Source organism: Brevibacterium jeotgali (genome assembly GCF_900169175.1).
Classification (GTDB): Bacteria; Actinomycetota; Actinomycetes; order Actinomycetales; family Brevibacteriaceae; genus Brevibacterium; species Brevibacterium jeotgali.
The window spans coordinates 117147-136115 of record NZ_FXZM01000006.1; the positions used below are offsets into that span (position 1 = coordinate 117147).

The 18969-nt window shown below is 67.4% G+C and carries 16 protein-coding genes; 10 read left to right on the plus strand and 6 right to left on the minus strand.

Annotation, left to right across the window (positions count from 1 at the left end; translation table 11 throughout):
- Positions 1–2 precede the first annotated feature (2 nt).
- Entirely contained in the window at positions 3–503 is a 501-nt protein-coding gene (locus BJEO58_RS07715; RefSeq protein WP_101588958.1) for an NUDIX hydrolase, read from the minus strand.
- Positions 504–986: 483 nt separating this feature from the next.
- Here BJEO58_RS07715 and BJEO58_RS07720 point away from each other — a divergent pair, with 483 nt between their 5' ends.
- From BJEO58_RS07720 to BJEO58_RS07735, 4 genes are all read left to right on the plus strand, one after another.
- On the plus strand, positions 987–2414 hold the full coding sequence (locus BJEO58_RS07720) for a CCA tRNA nucleotidyltransferase (RefSeq protein ID WP_101588959.1): 1428 nt from the start codon (positions 987–989) through the stop codon (positions 2412–2414).
- Between the two features lie 144 nt (positions 2415–2558).
- On the plus strand, positions 2559–4427 hold the full coding sequence (locus BJEO58_RS07725) for an AMP-binding protein (RefSeq protein ID WP_101588893.1): 1869 nt from the start codon (positions 2559–2561) through the stop codon (positions 4425–4427).
- 203 nt (positions 4428–4630) lie between these two features.
- Positions 4631–7102 carry a transglycosylase domain-containing protein gene (locus tag BJEO58_RS07730; RefSeq protein ID WP_246075881.1) on the plus strand — a complete coding sequence of 824 codons (2472 nt, stop codon included), beginning with the start codon at positions 4631–4633 and terminating at the stop codon, positions 7100–7102.
- Positions 7103–7343: 241 nt separating this feature from the next.
- Positions 7344–8864, plus strand: a complete 1521-nt coding sequence (locus tag BJEO58_RS07735; protein ID WP_144573774.1) for an ABC transporter permease family protein — start codon at positions 7344–7346, stop codon at positions 8862–8864.
- Here BJEO58_RS07735 and BJEO58_RS07740 read toward each other — a convergent pair.
- Positions 8831–9364 (minus strand): DUF1648 domain-containing protein, encoded by a 534-nt coding sequence (locus BJEO58_RS07740; protein WP_087003931.1) that lies wholly within the window; start codon positions 9362–9364, stop codon positions 8831–8833. The genes BJEO58_RS07735 and BJEO58_RS07740 overlap by 34 nt on opposite strands.
- A gap of 166 nt (positions 9365–9530) precedes the next feature.
- Here BJEO58_RS07740 and BJEO58_RS07745 point away from each other — a divergent pair, with 166 nt between their 5' ends.
- Complete coding sequence (locus tag BJEO58_RS07745; RefSeq protein WP_087003935.1) at positions 9531–10337, plus strand: cysteine hydrolase family protein; 807 nt, start codon at positions 9531–9533, stop codon at positions 10335–10337.
- A 75-nt stretch (positions 10338–10412) separates the two neighbouring features.
- Here BJEO58_RS07745 and BJEO58_RS07750 read toward each other — a convergent pair whose 3' ends face one another.
- Positions 10413–11039: a flavin reductase family protein gene (locus BJEO58_RS07750; RefSeq protein ID WP_087003938.1), complete on the minus strand. Its 627-nt coding sequence runs from the start codon at positions 11037–11039 to the stop codon at positions 10413–10415.
- A gap of 313 nt (positions 11040–11352) precedes the next feature.
- Between BJEO58_RS07750 and BJEO58_RS07755 the strand changes: the two genes are divergently transcribed.
- From BJEO58_RS07755 to rplI, 5 genes are all read left to right on the plus strand, one after another.
- Positions 11353–12765, plus strand: coding sequence for a choice-of-anchor L domain-containing protein (locus BJEO58_RS07755; protein ID WP_144573773.1), 1413 nt, complete (start codon positions 11353–11355; stop codon positions 12763–12765).
- A gap of 248 nt (positions 12766–13013) precedes the next feature.
- Positions 13014–13304 (plus strand): 30S ribosomal protein S6, encoded by a 291-nt coding sequence (gene rpsF, locus BJEO58_RS07760; protein ID WP_101588897.1) that lies wholly within the window; start codon positions 13014–13016, stop codon positions 13302–13304.
- Between the two features lie 107 nt (positions 13305–13411).
- A complete protein-coding gene (locus BJEO58_RS07765; RefSeq protein WP_101588898.1) occupies positions 13412–14026 on the plus strand; it encodes a single-stranded DNA-binding protein in 615 nt (204 codons plus the stop codon).
- Positions 14027–14059: 33 nt separating this feature from the next.
- Positions 14060–14299 (plus strand): 30S ribosomal protein S18, encoded by a 240-nt coding sequence (gene rpsR, locus BJEO58_RS07770; RefSeq protein WP_087003950.1) that lies wholly within the window; start codon positions 14060–14062, stop codon positions 14297–14299.
- A 15-nt stretch (positions 14300–14314) separates the two neighbouring features.
- Positions 14315–14773, plus strand: coding sequence for a 50S ribosomal protein L9 (gene rplI / locus BJEO58_RS07775; protein ID WP_101588899.1), 459 nt, complete (start codon positions 14315–14317; stop codon positions 14771–14773).
- A 185-nt stretch (positions 14774–14958) separates the two neighbouring features.
- Here the strand turns inward: rplI and codA are convergent, their stop codons facing one another.
- From codA to BJEO58_RS07790, 3 genes are all read right to left on the minus strand, one after another.
- Positions 14959–16197 (minus strand): cytosine deaminase, encoded by a 1239-nt coding sequence (gene codA, locus BJEO58_RS07780; protein WP_101588900.1) that lies wholly within the window; start codon positions 16195–16197, stop codon positions 14959–14961.
- Positions 16172–17452 carry a cytosine permease gene (gene codB / locus BJEO58_RS07785; protein WP_101588901.1) on the minus strand — a complete coding sequence of 427 codons (1281 nt, stop codon included), beginning with the start codon at positions 17450–17452 and terminating at the stop codon, positions 16172–16174. Before codB ends, codA begins: the two co-directional genes overlap by 26 nt.
- Positions 17453–17621: 169 nt before the next feature.
- Complete coding sequence (locus tag BJEO58_RS07790) at positions 17622–18923, minus strand: M20 family metallo-hydrolase (RefSeq protein WP_101588902.1); 1302 nt, start codon at positions 18921–18923, stop codon at positions 17622–17624.
- Positions 18924–18969 lie beyond the last annotated feature (46 nt).

The window sequence follows — 18969 nt, forward strand, 5'->3', positions numbered from 1 at the left end:
GCTCAGCGCCGGTCGGTCTGCAGCATGGAGACCAGCGAGCGGGCCGCCGCGACGATACGGCGCTCGTTGGCGAAGGAGAGCCTCTCACCCAGCTCGTCGAGCGGCACCCATGCCGCCTCGACCGCCTCATGATCAGGGTCGTTCTCCACCGTGATGGCGCCGCCGGTCGCACGGAGGAGGAAGTGGTGCACCACCTTGTGGATGCGATTGCCGGAGACGGAGAACCAGTAGTCGACGGATCCCAGGGGTGCGATGACGCTGCCCACGATGCCGGTCTCCTCTGCGATCTCGCGACGTGCGGCCTCAGCGGAGGTCTCGCCGTCCTCGAGGTGGCCCTTCGGCAGGCACCACTCGAGACGACCGGCCCGATTGATGCGGGCGATGATCGCGACATCCAGTGTGGGGGCCTCGAAATCCACGACGATGCCGCCCGCGGAGGTCTCCTCCGTCGTGGAGGAGCGCACCGGGAACGGCCCCGGCTTCGGCATCCTCGGTCTGGGCATGGGTCGCGACATGGTCACACTCTAACCAAGCGCTCTGGAGATCCCCTGATGCCACGAGGGTGGGAGGTCGGGTAGGGACGTGGCCGAGTCGTCGTTCCCGCACACCCGCACAGTGAGTCGTCACTGGTGCACGCTTTCGCGGTCTGATGTGTGCTGCGGTGACGGGTCAGCGGGCATCCGCCCCACTTGACCCTCACAGAGTGAGAGGGTCTTCTCTGGATCGCAGGAGGTGGTCCGGATGACCGGAGTGAATTATGTGAGGCGGGCGTTGACCGCGGACGACGGAGCCCTGCGGCTGCGGGCGGCGATGGAAGCGGGGACGCGACCGGACCCGGCGAGGGCGACGACAGTCCTCAGCCGTCCGGACGCTGAGCACTGTCCGCCGGGCCGGTAGGCTTGTGCGCGCTCCGGGCCCCGCAGGGCCACGGATGACGGCACCGATCAGGAGGAGACAGCGTGGACGCAGCACAGGCGCACGCGAGGATGCTCGAGGCACTCGACGGGCTCTCCCACGTCCTCGACCCGCTGGCGCAGAGGTTCGCGGCCCGCGGCTATGAGCTCGCGCTGGTGGGCGGCTCTGTCCGCGACGCTCTGCTCGGCCGTGACATGCCCGATCTGGACTTCACGACCGATGCCCGCCCCGACGACATCTTGTCCACTATCAAGGGGTGGGCCGACGCGCACTGGGACATCGGGAAGCGCTTCGGCACGATCGGCCTGCGCAAGGGCGACCGGCTCATCGAGATCACGACCTACCGGGCAGAGCAGTACGACGCGGACTCCCGGAAGCCCGTCGTGGCCTTCGGGGACACCCTCGACGACGACCTCGTGCGCCGCGACTTCACGATCGGTGCGATGGCCGTCCGCCTCCCCGGTCGCGTCTTCGTCGACCCGCACGGAGGTCTCACGGACCTCGCCGCCGGTGTCATCCGCACGCCCGGCACACCGGAGGACTCCTTCTCCGACGACCCGCTGCGCATGATGCGCGGTGCGCGCTTCTCCTCGCAGCTCGACTTCGCGGTCGCCCCCGAGGTCCGCGAGGCGATGACCCGCATGAGCGAGCGCATCGACATCATCTCCGCCGAACGCGTCCGCGATGAGCTCATCAAGCTGGTGACGGGCCTGCGACCACGGGCGGGCATCGAGCTGCTCGTCGACACCGGCATCGGCGACCACGTCCTCCCCGAGTTCGCCGCACTGCGCGATCAGCAGGACGAGCACAACCGTCACAAGGACGTGTACGAGCATTCCCTCACCGTCCTCGACCAGACCGTGGGGCTGGAGCCGAGGTACGCGGTGGACGATCCGGACGATCCGTCCGCGTTCGCCGCGCAGGACTTCATCGTGCGCTTCGCCGCGCTCATGCACGATGTGGGAAAGCCCAGGACACGACGGTTCGACGAAAACGGCGGTGTGACGTTCCACCACCACGACATCGTGGGCGCCAAGCTCACCGCGAAGCGGATGAAGGCGCTCGCCTTCGACAAGGACACGACGAAGAAGGTCGCGAAGCTCGTGGAGCTGCACCTGCGGTTCTACGGCTACGGCGATGCCGGCTGGACCGACTCCGCCGTGCGCCGCTACGTGACGGATGCCGGTGATCAGCTGCGGCGCCTCCACATCCTCACCCGCTCGGACGTGACGACCCGCAACAGGCGCAAGGCGCAGCGACTGGCGCGGAACTACGACGACCTCGAACACCGGATCGCGGCGCTGGAGGAGAAGGAGAAGCTCGACTCCATCCGCCCGGAGCTCGATGGGAAGCAGATCATGGACCTCCTCGGGATCCCGCCCGGTCCGCTCGTCGGGCAGGCATACCGCCATATGCTCGAGATCCGCATGGAGGACGGGATCGTCGGACCGGAAGAAGCGGAGCGCCGCCTGCGCGAGTGGTACGCGCAGCAGGGCTGAGCCAGCCTGCGGATCCGCAGACACCCCTGCCGGATCGGCGTATCCGAGCCTCCGACCTGGACTGATACCGCGGCTGATACATTTGCCGCAGACGTCGTGCGTGCGCATTCCCGCATGGCCGCCCCAGGATTCGAAGGAGAACTCATGGCCACAGTCCAGTCAGCCGATGACGGCGTACCGCAGGCGGATTCGGCCGGGACCGCCACGGAGCAGTTCCGCACCGTTCGAGACTCCCTCCTCACCCATCGACTGGACATCGACGCCGCCCGCGCCGCCTTCGCGTGGCCGGAGTTCGAGCACTTCAACTTCGCCGCGGACTGGTTCGATCCCCTGGCCAGGGGGAACGATGATCCCGCACTGTGGATCATCGAGGGCGACGGCACCGAGCAGACGTGGTCGTTCGATCAGCTGCGCCGTCGGTCGAACCAGGTCGCCAACCTGCTGCGGAATGCCGGCGTGCGACGCGGCAGCCGCGTCATGGTGATGCTCGGCAACCGGGTCGAGCTGTGGGAGACGATGCTCGCCGGCATCCGCCTGGGCGCCGTGCTGCTGCCGACCACCGTGCAGCTGGGGCCCAAGGACCTGGAGGACCGCGCCGTGCGCGGCGAAGCCGACTTCGTCGTCGCCGCGGCCGAGGACGCCGCGAAGTTCGACGACGTGGACCGTGAGATCGTGCGCGTCGTCATCGACGTGCCCGACTCCTCAGCAGCCGCCGTGGGCGACGGCTCCGTGTCCTACGCGGACTCCGCTGCCGAATCCGACGAGTTCGAGACCGACGAGCTGACCCGGGCCGACGAGCTCCTCCTCCTCTACTTCACCTCCGGCACGACGTCGAAGGCGAAGATGGTCGCCCACACCCACACCTCCTACCCCGTGGGGCACCTGTCCTCGATGTACTGGATGGGTCTGGAACCCGGAGACCGCCATCTCAACATTGCGTCCCCCGGCTGGGCGAAGCACGCCTGGTCGAACTTCTTCACCCCCTGGATCGCGGGCGCCTGCGTCGTCATCGTGAACTACGCGCGGTTCGATGCGACCGAACTCATGGGCGTGATGGATCGTGTGGGCGTGACGAGCTTCTGCGCTCCGCCCACGGTGTGGCGCATGCTGATCCAGGCTGATCTCAGCAGGCTCGAGACTCCGCCGCAGAAGGCACTGGGGGCCGGTGAGCCGCTCAACCCGGAGGTCATCGCGATCGTCGAGCGCGAATGGGGTGTGTCTATCCGTGATGGCTTCGGGCAGACGGAGACGACCCTGCAGATCGGCAATCCCCCCGGTCACCGGACGAAGCCCGGCGCGATGGGTGTCGCCATGCCCGGCTACGACCCCGTCCTCATCGATCCCGCGACGGGTGAGGAGACGGCTGAGGGCGAGATCTGCCTGCGCATCGACCCGCGACCTCTGGGGCTGACGATCGGCTACTGGGGCGACGAAGCGAGGACTGCCGAGGCGTTCATCGACGGCGTGTATCACACGGGTGACGTGGCGACGAAGGACGAGGACGGGGTCTACACGTACGTGGGGCGCGCCGACGACGTGTTCAAGGCCAGCGACTACCGCCTGTCGCCCTTCGAGCTCGAGAGCGTGCTCATCGAGCACGAAGCCGTCGCCGAGGCCGCGGTCGTGCCGTCGCCCGATCCGCTGCGCCTCGCGGTGCCGAAGGCCTACGTCGTGCTGCGCGGCGGGTTCGAGCCGACGGCGGAGACCGCCGAGGACATCCTCCGCTTCTGCCGGGAGAACCTCGCCCCCTACAAGCGGATCAGGCGCATCGAGTTCGCTGACCTCCCGAAGACGATCTCCGGGAAGATCCGCCGCGTCGAGCTGCGGGCCCGCGAGCGGGAGCTCCACGGGGATTCCGGAAGCGTACCCTCCGCCGGTGCGGTGGTCGGATCAGGCGGGGCCGGATCCGCGGGAACCTCGGGTGCATCGACGGTCGACGGTGGGGATTCCGAGCATGCGGAACCTGGGGTCCGGGAATGGGCGGACACGGACTTTCCGGCGCTCAAGGGGTGAAGCGCATCACGATGTGATGTGATTCCGGCACGGCGAGGCGCATTCTGACCGCCCGGTGCGCGTTCAGGCGCTTACCATGAATGCGTGCTTGAATCGACGGGTTGTCGGCACGCTGGACGTGCATGCGACTGCCGGGTCTCTCCCGCTGCAGTGATGTCCCGCTGTGCGATGACCCGTCCCACACCTCGACAGCGGAGGACTCCGTGACCCCACCCGAAACTCCTAGGCATGCCGGTTCGCAGAGCCGTCATCGCAGCGGCTCGACCGCTGCGAAGGCGGGTGCGAAGGCCAGTGCCGGCGCCGCCGCGACGGCGAACGGCGCCAAGGGCGCGTCCTCACGGTTCGCCCGCTGGGTCGGCTACCCCCGCCCCGGCCGGACAGGCTGGCGCAGGTGGGTCCCCGCTCTCCGCCATTGGGCTGTCGCAGTGCTGCTGTTCGTCGCGCTGGGACTGGGTGCCTTCGGTATCGGCTACGCGGTGACGGACGTCCCCGAGCCCAACGTGGAGGCCTCGGGCCAGACGTCGACCGTCTACTACCAGGACGGTGAGACGGAAGTGGGGTCGTTCTCCGCGGAGGATCGGACCAGCGTGTCGATCGACGAGATCTCTCCGGCTGTGCGGCAGGCTGCGATCGCAGCGGAGGACCAGTCGTTCTATGAGAACCGCGGGATCTCGTTCCGCGGTCTGACCCGGGCGGTGTGGGGCGTCGTGACCGACGACTACGCGGGCGGCGGATCGACCATCACCCAGCAGTACGTCAAGAACTTCTACCTCACCAATGAGCGCTCCATCGACCGCAAGGTCCAGGAGATGTTCATCTCGCTGAAGATCGATCAGGAGCTCTCGAAGGACGAGGTCCTGGCGAACTACCTCAACACGATCTACCTGGGGCGCCAGAGCTACGGCATCGAGGTGGCGGCGAACAACTACTTCGACAAGCCGGCGAGCGAGCTCGACGTGGCGGAGAGCGCCCTGTTGGCGGCGATGATCCAGCGCCCCGGCGCCGCCGACCCGGCAGAGGAGCCGGAGCAGTACGAGGACCGCTTCCGGTACGTGCTCGACGGAATGGTGAGGCTGGACTACCTCACCGAGGAGGAGGCGGCATCGACGGAGATGCCGGACGTCAAGGAGAACCCGAAGGACAATCAGTATCAGGGCCAGAACGGCTACCTGCTGTCGACCGTCATGAACGAGCTGAAGTCCGTGGGCTACACGGAGGACGAGCTCAACCGCGGCGGCTTCGACATCGTGTCGACGTTCGACGAAGGCGCGGTGGAGGCCGCAGTGGACGCGGTCGAGGCGCTGCCGGAGTTGAACGACGGCATGCACGTGGGACTGTCGTCCGTCGATCCGGCGACCGGAGGCGTCGTGGCGATCTACGGCGGAGAGGACTACCTGGAGCGGGCACAGAACTCCGCCACCCAGGACACGGCGCAGGCGGGATCGACCTTCAAGGTCTTCACCCTCGTGGCGGGCCTGGAGAACGGATTCCGCCTGACGGACTACTTCACCGGCACCAGCGGGACGACCTTCAACTTCGACGGCACGCCGTGGACTGTCGGCAACTACGGCAACTCCTCCTACGGATCCGTGAGCCTGCTGCGGGCGACCCAGTCGTCGATCAACACCGCGTACGCGCAGCTGAACATCGAGGTGGGACCGGAGAACACCATGGAGGTCGCACAGCGCGCGGGCTTCCCGGAGAACACTGTGGGGCTCGATACCAATGCGTCGAACGTGCTGGGCACAGCGAGCCCGACGGTCACGCAGATGGCCGGTGCGTTCTCGACGTTCGCAGCGGAGGGCGTGCATCACCAGGTCCACTTCGTCGATTCGGTGACTGATCCCGAGGGAGAGGTCGTCCACGAAGCGGAGGCGAAGGGCGACCAGGCGATCGACCAGGCCGTCGCGGCTGAGACCTCCTACGCGCTGAGCAATGTGGTGACCGGAGGCTCCGGTTCGTATGCAAACAACCTCGGACGCCCGGCTGCGGGAAAGACCGGTACGTCGCAGAACGCGTATTCGGCATGGTTCGCCGGGTACACCCCGAATCTGTCGACCGCCGTGTCGATCTTCCGTGAGGACGGGAACGGCAACCCGGTCGAGATCGGGCCGTACGGCGGTCGCGGTGAGATCACCGGAGGCTCCTTCCCGACGATGGTGTGGACCGATTACATGATCGGTGCGGTCGACGCGATGGATCTGCCGGTCGAGCAGTTCCCCGAGCGCGGTGAGCTGCCGCAGGTCGAGAAGCCGGCCAACGACTCCGGTGTTCCCGACCAGGCACCCGCCCCGGCCCCGCAGCCGCAGCAGCCGCAGCAGCCGCAGAACCCGGGCGGCAACGGGGGCGGTGGCGAAGGAGACTCCTCCGAGGAGGACTCCGGAGACGACGCTCGTGAAGAGGAGCCCGAAGAGCCTGAAGAGGACGAGGGCGACGAAGACGGCGGAGACGAGGACGGCGGTTCCGACGACGGCGGATCAGGCGGCGGCGACAACGACGGCGGCTCCGACGGTGGTTCCGACAGCGGCTCTGACGGTGGCTCCAACGGCGGCAGCGACGGCGGCTCCGACGGTGGTTCCGATGGCGGCTCTGACGGTGGCTCCAACGGCGGCGGTTCCGACAATGGTTCCGACGGTGGAGGGATTTTGCCGGACGACATCCCCACGACTGGATGAGACCCGCGCTGCCTGAGAACAGGTAGTCGACCGAAGGTGGCCCCGCAGCACGCGGGGCCACCTTCGGCGATTCACGACCCGCACAGTTCGCCAGACTGCCGAGTGAGCAGCACTCGAGTGATCTCATGGCACGTGGCGTCCGAGTCCTGCGCACTCGAATTGCCCGTCCTTCGCGGTGGGTTCGTCCCCGTCGGTCCCGCGCGCTCCCGGACCCACTCCCGCGTCACTTAGGCTGGCCCGTATGGACAGGACCCCCGTGAACAGCAGGCACCCGGCGTCACCTGCGCACGTCGCCGCACCCCTGCTGGGCGGTGCAGGCACCCGCTTCGCCCGCACTGATCGCCGCGCTTCGGCCAGCCTCGCGTGGGTTCTTCTGGGGCTGCTCGGCCTCTCCGTGCTCGTGGGGCTGCTGCTGCAGGTGACGTGTCAGACGGGCGGCTACGAGCTGCCCCGTGCGGGGTTCCGGCTGTGTCAGTCGCCCGTGGCGCTGGCGATGGGCAGCGACGCGCTCCCGGACGCCGCAGGACGTGTCACCTCAGGCCTTGCCGGCTTCGCGCCTCTGACCTACTGGTTCGTCATCCTCATGTCGAGTCTGGGCGCCACCGCGGGAGAGGCCATGGGCTTCCTCCTGGTCCTCAATACCGCAGCGTTCGCCGCCATGGGGGTGGGCGTGCTCGCACTGGCCCGGGCGCTGGGCTTCGGCGCACCCCGTTCGCGTGCGGTGAGCCTGTCGTGGGCCATGGTCGCCTTCGTGTCCCCGGTGATCGTGTTCAGCATCGGCCAGTCACTGGACCCCGTCGGCGTCGCGCTCGCGGTCTGGGCCTGCGTCCTGCTGAGCGGCGCACGCACCACCCCGACGCTGCTGTCCGCGGGTGCGATGCTCGCCGTGGCGGCCTTCACCGGTCCGCTCGGGCTCATCGTGCTGGTGGGGGTCCTCATCGGTGCTTCACGCGATCGGGGGAACGCGATCCTCGTGCTCGCCGGCTTCGCTCTCGCCTCGGGTCTCCTGACCCTGGCAGACGGACGGCTCCCCTCACGCCTGTCAGTCTGGATGGCCGACGCGGTGGATCGCGGATCGATCGCCTCCGTCGTCCTGGCTCAGGGGTGGGGCGACGAACCCACCTTCGTGACGGGTCTGCTGGTCGTCTGGACGCTGGGCGTCGTCGCGATCACCGCTATGGCCGCGTCGCGGATGATGCTCGCCCCCACAGCCGCCGCCGAGGTCGCAGACACCGATGCTGACAACGCCACTGCGGAAGACCTGTCCTCTTCCACGTCCTCTCGCCTGGATCTGCTGAGGAGGCTGGAGAAGACGGACGACGTCGCCCACCTGCAGCAGACGGTGCTCACCATCACGGCCCTCCTGGCGCTGTCCGTGGTGGTGGCGCCCGGCTCGTCGACGTCGATGTCCCTGTGGCTGCTGCCGTTCGCCGCACTGTCGGTGCGTCTGCTCCCCGTGATGGGACTGTGGTTCCTCACAGAGCTCGGCTTCGCCATCGCGGTGCCGCTCGCGGATGTCACAGCACTGGACGAGTCTGCGGGACTGGATTCGACGTGGATGGGGCTGCTGACCCTGCTGCGCTTCTTCGCACTGACCCTCATCATGGCCTTCGCGCTCGACGAGCTCTTCCGCGCAGGCCGCAAGCGGGTCGCACGACGGCAGGAGGCTGCGCGTGCGATGGAGCTGAACCCGGCGCCCGGTCAGGCGGGTGCGGAGACGGCGCCCGATCAGGCTCCTGAGGAATCGTCGGGCACCGCGTAGCGACCCCCGACTGCGAGGAAGACGCAGTAGCCGATCATCGCAGCCAGATAGATCGAGACAGCGATGACTGATGTGATCCCGAACGGACCTGCTGACTCAGTCCGCTGAGCCGTGAGTGCCACGGTGGTGCTGATGATCGCGACGAAGACGAATGTGATGCCCATGAGGAAGTCGATGTCGGCACGCATACGACGATTGAACGTCGGACGATTGTCCGGCGCCGTCCAGTAGGCGTGCGCGGCGCGGTCCGGCAGGTTGATCCACGACGCGTCGACGCGTGACACCAATGCCTTCGAACCGACGGTGACGAGCAAGAGGAATGCTCCCAGCCCCATCATGACGAGGACGTGGCTCGACTTCGAGGCCCACGCGTTCACCTCACCGCTGGAGCCGACGTGCTGGGGGACGGTGTCCGGGCCGATCAGGAGGGTGAGCAGCAGCCCGCAGACGTAGACGACGATGCCGATCCGCAGAGTGAGGCGGCGGAGTGGGTCTCTCATGGATCCAGCGTGCCACGCCGGAAGCGTGTGACGGCACGAGTCGTCGTGTGTCGTTCCGTGACGTTCCCGCCCGGACAGGATGGACGGGTCCCTAGCGTGCAGGTGAGGAGCGATGCACGGTGACCCGTCCATCGCGCAGGAATGTCCCGATCCACGAGGAGGACCCATGTCCGTCGCCACTGACACCACCACTGACACCGCCACTGACACCACCACTGCCAGCCCGGCCGTGACCGGATTCGATCGTGTGAGCCCGCTCGAACCGCTCGAGCTCCCCGGCGACGTCATCGCCGGGCTCCCACCCACGAACACCGATGCGATCCCCCCGCTTGCCGACCACTGGAAGCAGCTGGACCTGCGGGAGATCCTCAGGCGCCCCGCAGCCTTCGTATCCATCGGGCAGTCGAACTCCTGCTATCGGCCGGGCGGAGCTCAGTACGCCGAGGGGCACGCGCATCGTGGCACGCTGGACAAGACCGTGCGAGCCGCTGCCGCCGCGCGGCGGGCCGGGAACTTCGCTTTCAACTGGGTGGGCTACTCGATCTTCCGCGACGACTACCCGAAGTCCGATTTCGACCGCGTGCAGTACCACTCGTGGACCGGAGCGATCGACGCGACGCCGGAGCAGATCGCGTGGGACAACACCCTGGTGGGCGAACTGCGTGAACTCGTGGAGCCTGGTGACCGGGAATTCTTCGAGACGGCGTTCCAGACCGCCTTCGTCGGGACCGACCTCATGGGTGACCTGGCACGTCGCAGGGTCGAGGTCATCGTGCTCGCCGGCATCCACCTGGACTGGTGCATCGAGGGCAACGCGCGAGCAGCGCGGGACAACGGCTTCCTGCCGATCGTCATCGGCGACACCACGGGAGCCCAGAAGCCCGAACAGGAGCAGGCCGCCTTCGAGCGCATCAACGAGTTCTTCGCTCCGGTCATCTCCACCGAGGAGTTCGTCGGCCTCCTGCAGGACTGACGGCTGCTGAGCTGCCGGCTGCTGAACTGCTGACGGCTGTTCAGCAGCCGGGTGTTGAGCCGTCAGCTCCGCTGCTCACTGCGGGTTGCCGCCGCCGTGCGGCCGCGGGGCCGATAAGACGTCGCCCAGGGAGCCCCACTCATTGCGACCCAGACGGGCCAGGGGATCCAGGTCCTGCGCGAGCGGCAGGGTGCGTCCCCGCGCATCGGTGCTCAGCGTGCGGGTGTCCACAGCGACGTGGACGACCCGCCCCAGCACCATGAAGCTGTCGCCCACCGGGATGATGCGTTCGACGGTGCACTCCATGACGGCTGGGGACGATGCCACGCGCGGCGGGGCGACGACGGCGGAGGGCTCCTGGGCGACCGCGGCGGCCTCGAACTCGCTGACCTCCGGCGCGTAGCCGGCGGACGTCTGGTTGGCCTCCTCGAACTGCGGCCGGGAGACGAGCGAGACGGTGAACTCGCCGGTCGCCTCGGCGTTGGCGAGGGTGTCCTTGCGGCCGGTGGAGGAGAACATGACGACCGGCGGCGTCTCGGAGACCATCGTGAAGAACGAGTGCGGGGCGAGGTTCGCGACGCCTGCGTCGTCAGTCGTGCCCACCCACGCGATCGGGCGTGGGATCAGGATCGACTTCATGAGCAGCGTCGTCTCGCGGTCGCCCAGTGCGATCGGCTCGAATTCTGTACGTTGTGGTCGCATGAGGTCAGTATGCCAGGCGGTTCGCCGGATCCTCTGCGTTGAGCAGATGCACGGCTCTGACCTCGACGTATCTGTGCCACCTCCGGACGAACCGCCGCATGCCCGGTTCATGAGGCGCACATCTCTCTTTCGAATCACGAAACGTTGAGCTATCTTGAAGGCGGCGCTCGAGGTGGCCGAACGGACCATCATCGGGCCGCGAGCGCACGCTTCGTGCCTGCCCGCAGTCGCAGGAGTGCAGTGCACTCGCTGTGGAGAGTCGCACAACCGAGCGGACTCGCGGGGCGGGGAACTGACAGAGAGTGGACTGGTAGTGAGAACTGAACGTGTGAAATGGGGCGCTCTGGCAGCAGCGTCCGCGCTGATCTTCGCCGGCCTGGTGCCGACCGCGGCACAGGCGAGCCCAGCCGCAGCCTCGGCTGAACGATCTGCTGCGGCGGCAGCAGACGGAGATGTGGAAGCCGCGTCTCCCGGCCAGGAGGCCACGGATCTGACGAGTGGCGACCTGACCGCCGATGATCTGGTGGAGACGCTGATCGGCGAGGGCATCACCTACTCGAACGCCGTGTACACGGGCGCCGCCGAGGGTGCCGGTGAGGTGACCGGCATGAGCGCTGTCGGTGTGGAGGGCGGCGTCGCCCTGTCCTCGGGAAGCATCGCGGACAGCGAGCTCGGTCCGTCGTCGGTCCTGGGGCCGAACGAACTCACCGGGAACACCTCTGTTCTCGGAGTGCCAGGCGATTCTGACCTGAATCTGATCGTCGATCCCCTGACCACCATGGATGCGTCAGTCCTCGAGTTCGACTTCGTTCCGGATACGGACCAGGTGAAGTTCACGTACGTGTTCGGATCTGATGAGTACAACGAGTACGTCGACTCGGACTACAACGACGTGTTCGGCTTCTACGTCAATGGCAGCAACTGTGCTGTCGTCGACACGGACGAGGGCACTGCTCCGGTCACGATCAACACGATCAACAACGGCGTGAACTCGTCCCTGTACAACGACAATGATGCGGAGGCCGGCCACCCCCACGAGACGGAGATGGACGGCTTCACCGAGCCGTTGGTCTGTGCTTCCGACGTCACACCCGGTGAGACGAACCACGTGAAGCTGGCAATCGCTGATACGGCTGACGCCACCCGTGACTCCGCAGTGCTGATCTCTGCGGGGACATTCGCGGCGAACACTGCGCCGACCGCGGAGGACGCGACCTACACGACCACCATCGACACCCCCGTCAGCACACCGCTGGTGGCCTCCGACCCGGACGGTGACGAGCTCACCTACACGGTGGTCGAGGAGCCGGCGGAAGGCACCCTGAGCGGGGACGCTCCGGATCTGACGTACACGCCGGCCGAGGGCTACGAAGGGCAGGAGACCTTCACATTCACGGCGAACGACGGCGCGGAAGACTCGAACGTCGCGACGGTGACGGTCAACGTCGTTGACGAGGCTCCTACGGCCGAGCCGACGGTCGAGCCCACGGCCGAACCGACACAGGAGCCGTCCGCGGAGCCCACTGACGATCCGACCACGAGCCCATCGCCGGCTCCGTCGGAGACGCCAGCACCGGCGCCTGAGCCCGAGCCGTCCGCGGATCCCCAGCCCGGCGAGGATCTGCCGCGCACGGGTTCAGATATCGGTGTCGCACTGACAACGGGTGGCCTGCTGACCGCCGCAGGTGCAGTGTTCCTGTTCATCGCCCGTCGTCGCAGGGCATGAGTCTGAGTCGAGCCAGGGCCTCACACTGAGAGGCACCGGCGCGAGGAGCTGAAGGGGTGGGGCACTCGACAGAGTGCCCCACCCCTTCTGACTCCCGGCAGCAGAGGTGCGAGGCTCTCTACTCGTGCGGTAGACTCAGACGGCTGTCCTGTGCGCCCCTGTGCGCAGAACCACTGGGCAGCGCAACGCAATTACCCTCCTGCCACGGATAGACCGTGGCCGCTGAGACCAGAGGAGGTGGGTGACACATGCGTAAGTACGAGCTCATGCTCATCCTCGATCCAGAGATCGACGAGCGCTCCGTGAACACCGATGTCGAGAAGCTCTTGAAGGTCGTGCCCGCGCAGGGCGGGACCATCGACAACGTGGATGTCTGGGGCCGTCGCCGCTTCGCGTACGAGATCAACAAGAAGTCGGAAGGCTTCTACGTGGTCATCGATCTGAACGCGGAGCCGGAGACGGTGAAGGAACTCGATCGCCAGCTCGGACTCAACGAGTCCGTCGTGCGTACGAAGATCCTGCGCCCCGACGCCGCGTGACCGCACCTGCGGTCTGATCCCACGGTTCGGATCCCTGCGGATCCGACCCCACATCCCCACCCATCCACTCGAGTCGCATCACATCACTGCGCAGCAGAGGAGTCACCATGGCAGGCGAGACAGTCATCACCGTCGTCGGGAACGTCACTGCCGACCCGGAGTTGAGGTTCACCGCGAACGGCGCTGCCGTCGCGAACTTCACCGTGGCGTCCACGCCGCGGACGTTCGACCGTCAGACCAGTGAATGGCGCGACGGGGAGACTCTCTTCCTGCGCTGCAGTGCGTGGCGCGACATGGCCGAGAACGTCGCGGAGACGCTGTCACGCGGCACCCGCGTCGTCGCGCAGGGCCGCCTGCGGTCCCGCACCTTCGACACGAAGGAGGGCGAACGCCGCACGGTGTTCGAGCTCGACGTCGACGAAGTCGGTCCCAGCCTCCGCTACGCCTCCGCGAGCGTCACGAAGAACGAGCGCGGCGGCGGTTACAGCGGCGGTGGCCAGGGCGGCCAGCAGGGCGGATTCGGTGGTGGCGGCCAGGGCGGCGGCCAGCAGGGAGGGTTCGGCGGAGGTCGTCCCCCCCAGCAGGGAAGCCAGCAGGGCGGTCAGTGGGGAGCCAACCCGCAGCAGGGCGGACGTCCTGCGCAGGAGGACCCGTGGGCGTCGTCGAACCCGCAGAGCGGTGGCGGTTGGGGCAGCCCGACCAATGACGAACCGCCGTTCTGATCGTTACTTCTCACATTCACACAGGAGCACATCATGGCGAAGCCGGATCCCCGGAAGCCCATCAAGAAGAAGGCCAACCCGCTCAAGCGCGGGGAAGCCGCAACCATCACCTACAAGGACACCGCGACGCTGCGTAAGTTCATCTCGGACCGCGGCAAGATCCGCGCCCGTCGCGTCACCGGTGTCTCCGTGCAGGAACAGCGCATCATCGCGAAGGCCGTGAAGAACGCCCGCGAGATGGCGCTGCTCCCGTACACCGGCGTCGGCCGCTGATAGGAGGAGAGAAGAATGGCAAACAGGAAGCTCATCCTCACTCAGGAAGTCGACCGTCTCGGCGCTGCCGGTGACGTCGTCGAGGTGCGGGCAGGATACGCTCGCAACCTGCTCATCCCGCGCGGTCTGGCCACTCCGTGGTCCGCCGGTGCGCAGAAGCAGATCGACGCGCTCCGGAAGGCCCGCCAGACCCGCCAGATCGCCGATCGCGACGAGGCACTCGCCCTCAAGGGCAGGATCGAGTCGGCAACGGCTCGCATCGAGATGAAGTCGGGCAAGGGCGGACGCCTGTTCGGCGCTGTCACCTCGGCGCTCGTCGCCGAGGCGCTCAGCACGGCAGTCGGCGCGCAGTTCGACCGTCGTCAGGTGGCCCTGCCGGGCCACGTGAAGGCCGCCGGTCTGCACACCGCTACCGTCCGCGTCCACGACGAGATCACCGCGAACGCCACGTTCGAGGTCATCGGAAAGGCCTGATCGCACCGATCAGTGCCGCAGGCGCGTGAGCGCCGCCGCATGACGACCGAGGCCCCGGGAACCCGCACAGGTTCCCGGGGCCTCGGTCTTTCTCAGCTCCTGGAGGGCCGCCGCTCAGGCGCGTCCGGTTCCGGGGTCCGGCAGCTGGTCGGTGCCCGGGCTGCGGACGAGAGGCGGCGCAGGGTTCAGAAGAGGATCTCAGTGGTGGCCGGCTCTGTCTTCACGAGCTGCCTTCCGGCGCGGTAGGACGCGATGACCGGCGCGTTGAAGCTCAGCGCGTCGTACCACGAGGGGGCATCGAGGATGATGAAGCTCGCCGGACGTCCGACTCCGAAGCCGTAGTCCTCCGCGCCCAGATGGAGGGTGCGCGCCGCGTTGTGGGTGATGAACCGATAGCTCTGGTCGATCTCCTGCTTGCCCATCATCTGCGTGACATGCAGTCCGTTGAAGACCACATCGCGGAGGTTCCCCGTGCCGAGAGGATTCCACGGGTCGACGATGTCGTCCTGTCCGAAGCTCACGTTGATGCCTGCCTCGGTCAGCTCCTTCACCCGCGTGACCCCGCGCCGCTTCGGATACGTGTCCATACGGCCCTGCAGGTGCGTGTTCACCAGCGGGTTGGACACGAAGTTGATGCCGCTCATCGTCAGCAGACGCAGCAGCCGCGTGAAGTACGCATTGTTGTAGGAGTGCGTCGCCGTCGTGTGGCTGGCCGTCACGCGGTCGTGGAGGCCCAGCTCCAGGGCACGCGCGGCGAGGGTCTCGAGGCCGCGGGAGGCCCCGTCGTCGATCTCGTCGCAGTGCACGTCGACGAGCAGGCCGAACTCGTCCGCCAGGGCGCACGCGAAGTCGAGCGACTCCACGGAGTACTCGCGCGTGAACTCGAAGTGCGGGATCGCCCCGATGACGTCGACGCCCATCTGCGCTGCGCGGCGCATGAGCGCCTCACCGTCCGGGAAGGACTGGATGCCCTCCTGCGGGAACGCCACGATCTGGAGCGTGATCGAGTCCTTGAGCTCCTCGCGCAGCTCCAGCATCGCGTGCAGCGCCGTGAGCTCGGGATCCGTCACATCGACGTGCGTGCGCACGTACTGGATGCCGAAGCGCGCCTGCTGGCGTACGGCGCGGTGCACACGGTCCTTCACGTCCTCGACGCTCAGCGTGCGCTTCCGCTCGCTCCACACGTCGATGCCCTCGAACAGGGTTCCGGACTGGTTCCAGCGCGGCTCACCCGCGGTCAGCGCGGAATCGAGGTGGACGTGCGATTCGATGATGGGCGGGAGCCCCAGCCTGCCATCGGCGTCGACGACCTCCTCGTCGAGGAGCGGCTCGAGGCGGTCCTCGATGGCGGTGAACCTGCCGTCGGCGATGCGGACGTCGCTGGTCGCCTCCGCGTCCTCAATCCGAAGATTCCTGATCAGCATGAGTGCTCCCCTTCCGTGTACTCGCACGCCGGATGAGTACTCCGACCGCGTAGCAGGCCAGTCCGACGGCGATCGCATTGATCGAACCGATGCCCCAGTCTATGAACCAGCCGGCGAGCCCTCCGGCGACGACCCCCACGACGGCGCCCCAGACGACCGGTCGACGCGATGCATCGGCGGTCGAGTACGCCGCGCGCCGCCGGAAGTAGTCGGCGATGATGATCGCGCCGATGGGCGGGAGCGTCGCGTTCAGGAAGCTGAGCCAGCCGATGAAGTTGTCGTAGAGCCACAGCGAAGCGAGGGTGCCGAGGACACCGGAGATGAGGACCAGCGGGCGCTTGCGCACCTTCGTGATGTTCGCGAGACCCAGGCCGGTGGTGTAGAGCGCGTTGTTGTTGGTGGTCCAGATGTTCGCACCCAGCACGATGAGGGCCGGGATCATGAGGCCCTGCGCGATCATCACGTAGAAGATGTCGTCCTGGCCGCTGAAGGCGCCGCCGACGGCACCGAAGCTGAACATCAGCGTGTTGCCGAGGAAGAAGGCGACGACCGTCGTGATGACTGCGACGGAGGGAGTCCGCGCGAAGCGCGTGAAGTTCGGTGTCGCCGTCCCGCCGGAGACGAACGAGCCGATCACCATGCCGATGGCGACCGTGAGCGGCATCCCCGTCGACTGGCCGAAGATCGTCTCGAGTCCGCCGCCCTCGCGGGTCGCGGAGATCATGGACCACGTCCCGAGGACCGCGATGAGCGGCACGGACACGAAGCTCACGATCTCGATCGCGCGGATCCCGTAGTAGGCCGAGGCCGTCATGAGCGCGCCTGCCACGAGGACGATCGGCCACGGCCCGATGCCCAGCAGCTCGCCGGTCGGGTTGGCGAACATCGCCACCCCGACCCCGAACCAGCCCATCTGCGTGAGGGAGATCAGCGCGGACGGGAGGTACGATCCGCGCGAGCCGAACGTCCGCTGCGCGAGGAGGTCGAGGCCCTCACCGGTCTTCGCGCCGATGAAGCCGAGTGCGCCCGTGTAGGCGCCCAGGATGAGGCCACCGATGACCACGGCCCAGAGGAAGCCCGTGAGGTCGACTCCGTTCCCCAGCCCTGCGCCCACGCTCATCGACGCGGAGAAGAACGTGAAGCCGAGCATGACGAACCCGACGCGCCAGAAGCCGCGCCTCTTCGAGCGAGGCACCGCCTCGAACGAGAAGTCCTGATCTGCTGCCTCACCGGCACGAGCGATGTCGTCGGACATGGCCACTTCCTTCAGGTCGGTGCTCGCTCGTCCGTGCGGATGCGCAGGCGAGTGGGCGGCGCACGGGTGCGCTGCTCGATGATCGTAGTGGAGGAAAGGCCTCGTGCCCAGGCGCCGGGTGAGTGCGGCTGGGCCCGATGACCTGCGGTTCGGGTCTGCGCCCGGCGGGTCAGGCGGTCGCAGAGCCCGGGTAGGCGACTCCGTCGAGTGCCCCCTGGACCATGCGGTCCAGGACGCCGACGAGCGACGTGAGACCGGTGAGCATGTCCTCGTCGCTCGTGAACTCCCGCTCGCAGTGCGAGACGCCGTCCGCGGACGGGATGAACATCATGACGGACGGGGTCACGGTGTTCATCGCGACGGAGTCGTGGCCGGCCATCGTCTGCATCCGCACGATCCCCAGCCCCCTATCCGCGGCGACCTTCTCCTGGAGCTCGACGCCCTCGATCGGGTAGTAGCGGTTGGGTCGGACGTCGAAGTCCTGGGCCACGACCTTCAGACCCGTCTTCGCCTCGACCCTCGTGAACTCCTCGAGCAGCCAGTCCCGTGCGTCCTTGACGATCTGCGGATCGTTTGCGCGCAGATCCGCGACGAGGTGGACGCGCGAGTTCACGACGATGGGCGAGTTGGGCTCGACCGTCACCTGCCCGACGGAGGACACCAGCGTCTCCTCCGGGAAGCGCTCGCAGATCTCCTGGAACAGGAGGACGACGTGGGCGGCACCGACGAGTGCGTCGTGGCGATCCGCCATCGCAGTGGCACCCGTGTGGGATTGTTCGCCGAGCACCTCGATGTCGAGCTTCTGGGTGTACCAGGACGAGTCGACGGCACCCAGGGGCAGCCCGTCGCGCTCGAGGATCCTGCCCTGCTCGATATGGATCTCCGCGTAGCCCTGGACGGTCCCCACCGGCGGCACGCCCGGGGCGTCGTCGGCGCCGAGGTAGTCGATCGACTCGAGCGCCTCGCGGACGCTGATCCCCTTCAGATCGGTGACCTCGAGCATCTGCTGACGATCCATGAGCCCCGCATAGACCGAGCTGCCCATGATGGACGGCGGGAAGCGACCGCCCTCCTCGTTGAACCAGTCGACGACGACGAGGTCGTAGTCCGCAGTCAGTTCACCCTCGCGGACCCGCTGCTCGACCTGGGCTGCGGCGTGGAGCGAGGCGAGCACACCGTACGCGCCGTCGAACCGTCCTCCCTTCGGCTGCGAATCGAGGTGGGACCCGGTCATGATGACCCCCGTCTCCTCCCCACCCCCTGCAACGAGGGGGACACGGGCGAAGAGGTTCCCGATCCCGTCGACGCCGGTCTCCCAGCCGCGCTCCTGAGCGAACCCGACGAACCAGTCGCGGGTCTGCTTGTCCTCCGGAGTGGCCGACTGGCGTTCGACGCCCCCGGACTCCGTCGCGCCGATCTTCGCGACCTCGTGGAAGTCACTGAGGAATGCGTCTTCGGGTGTCGTTGTCACTGCGGGTCTCCTTGCTGGTGAAGTGGGGTCGGACCGGACACGTCCG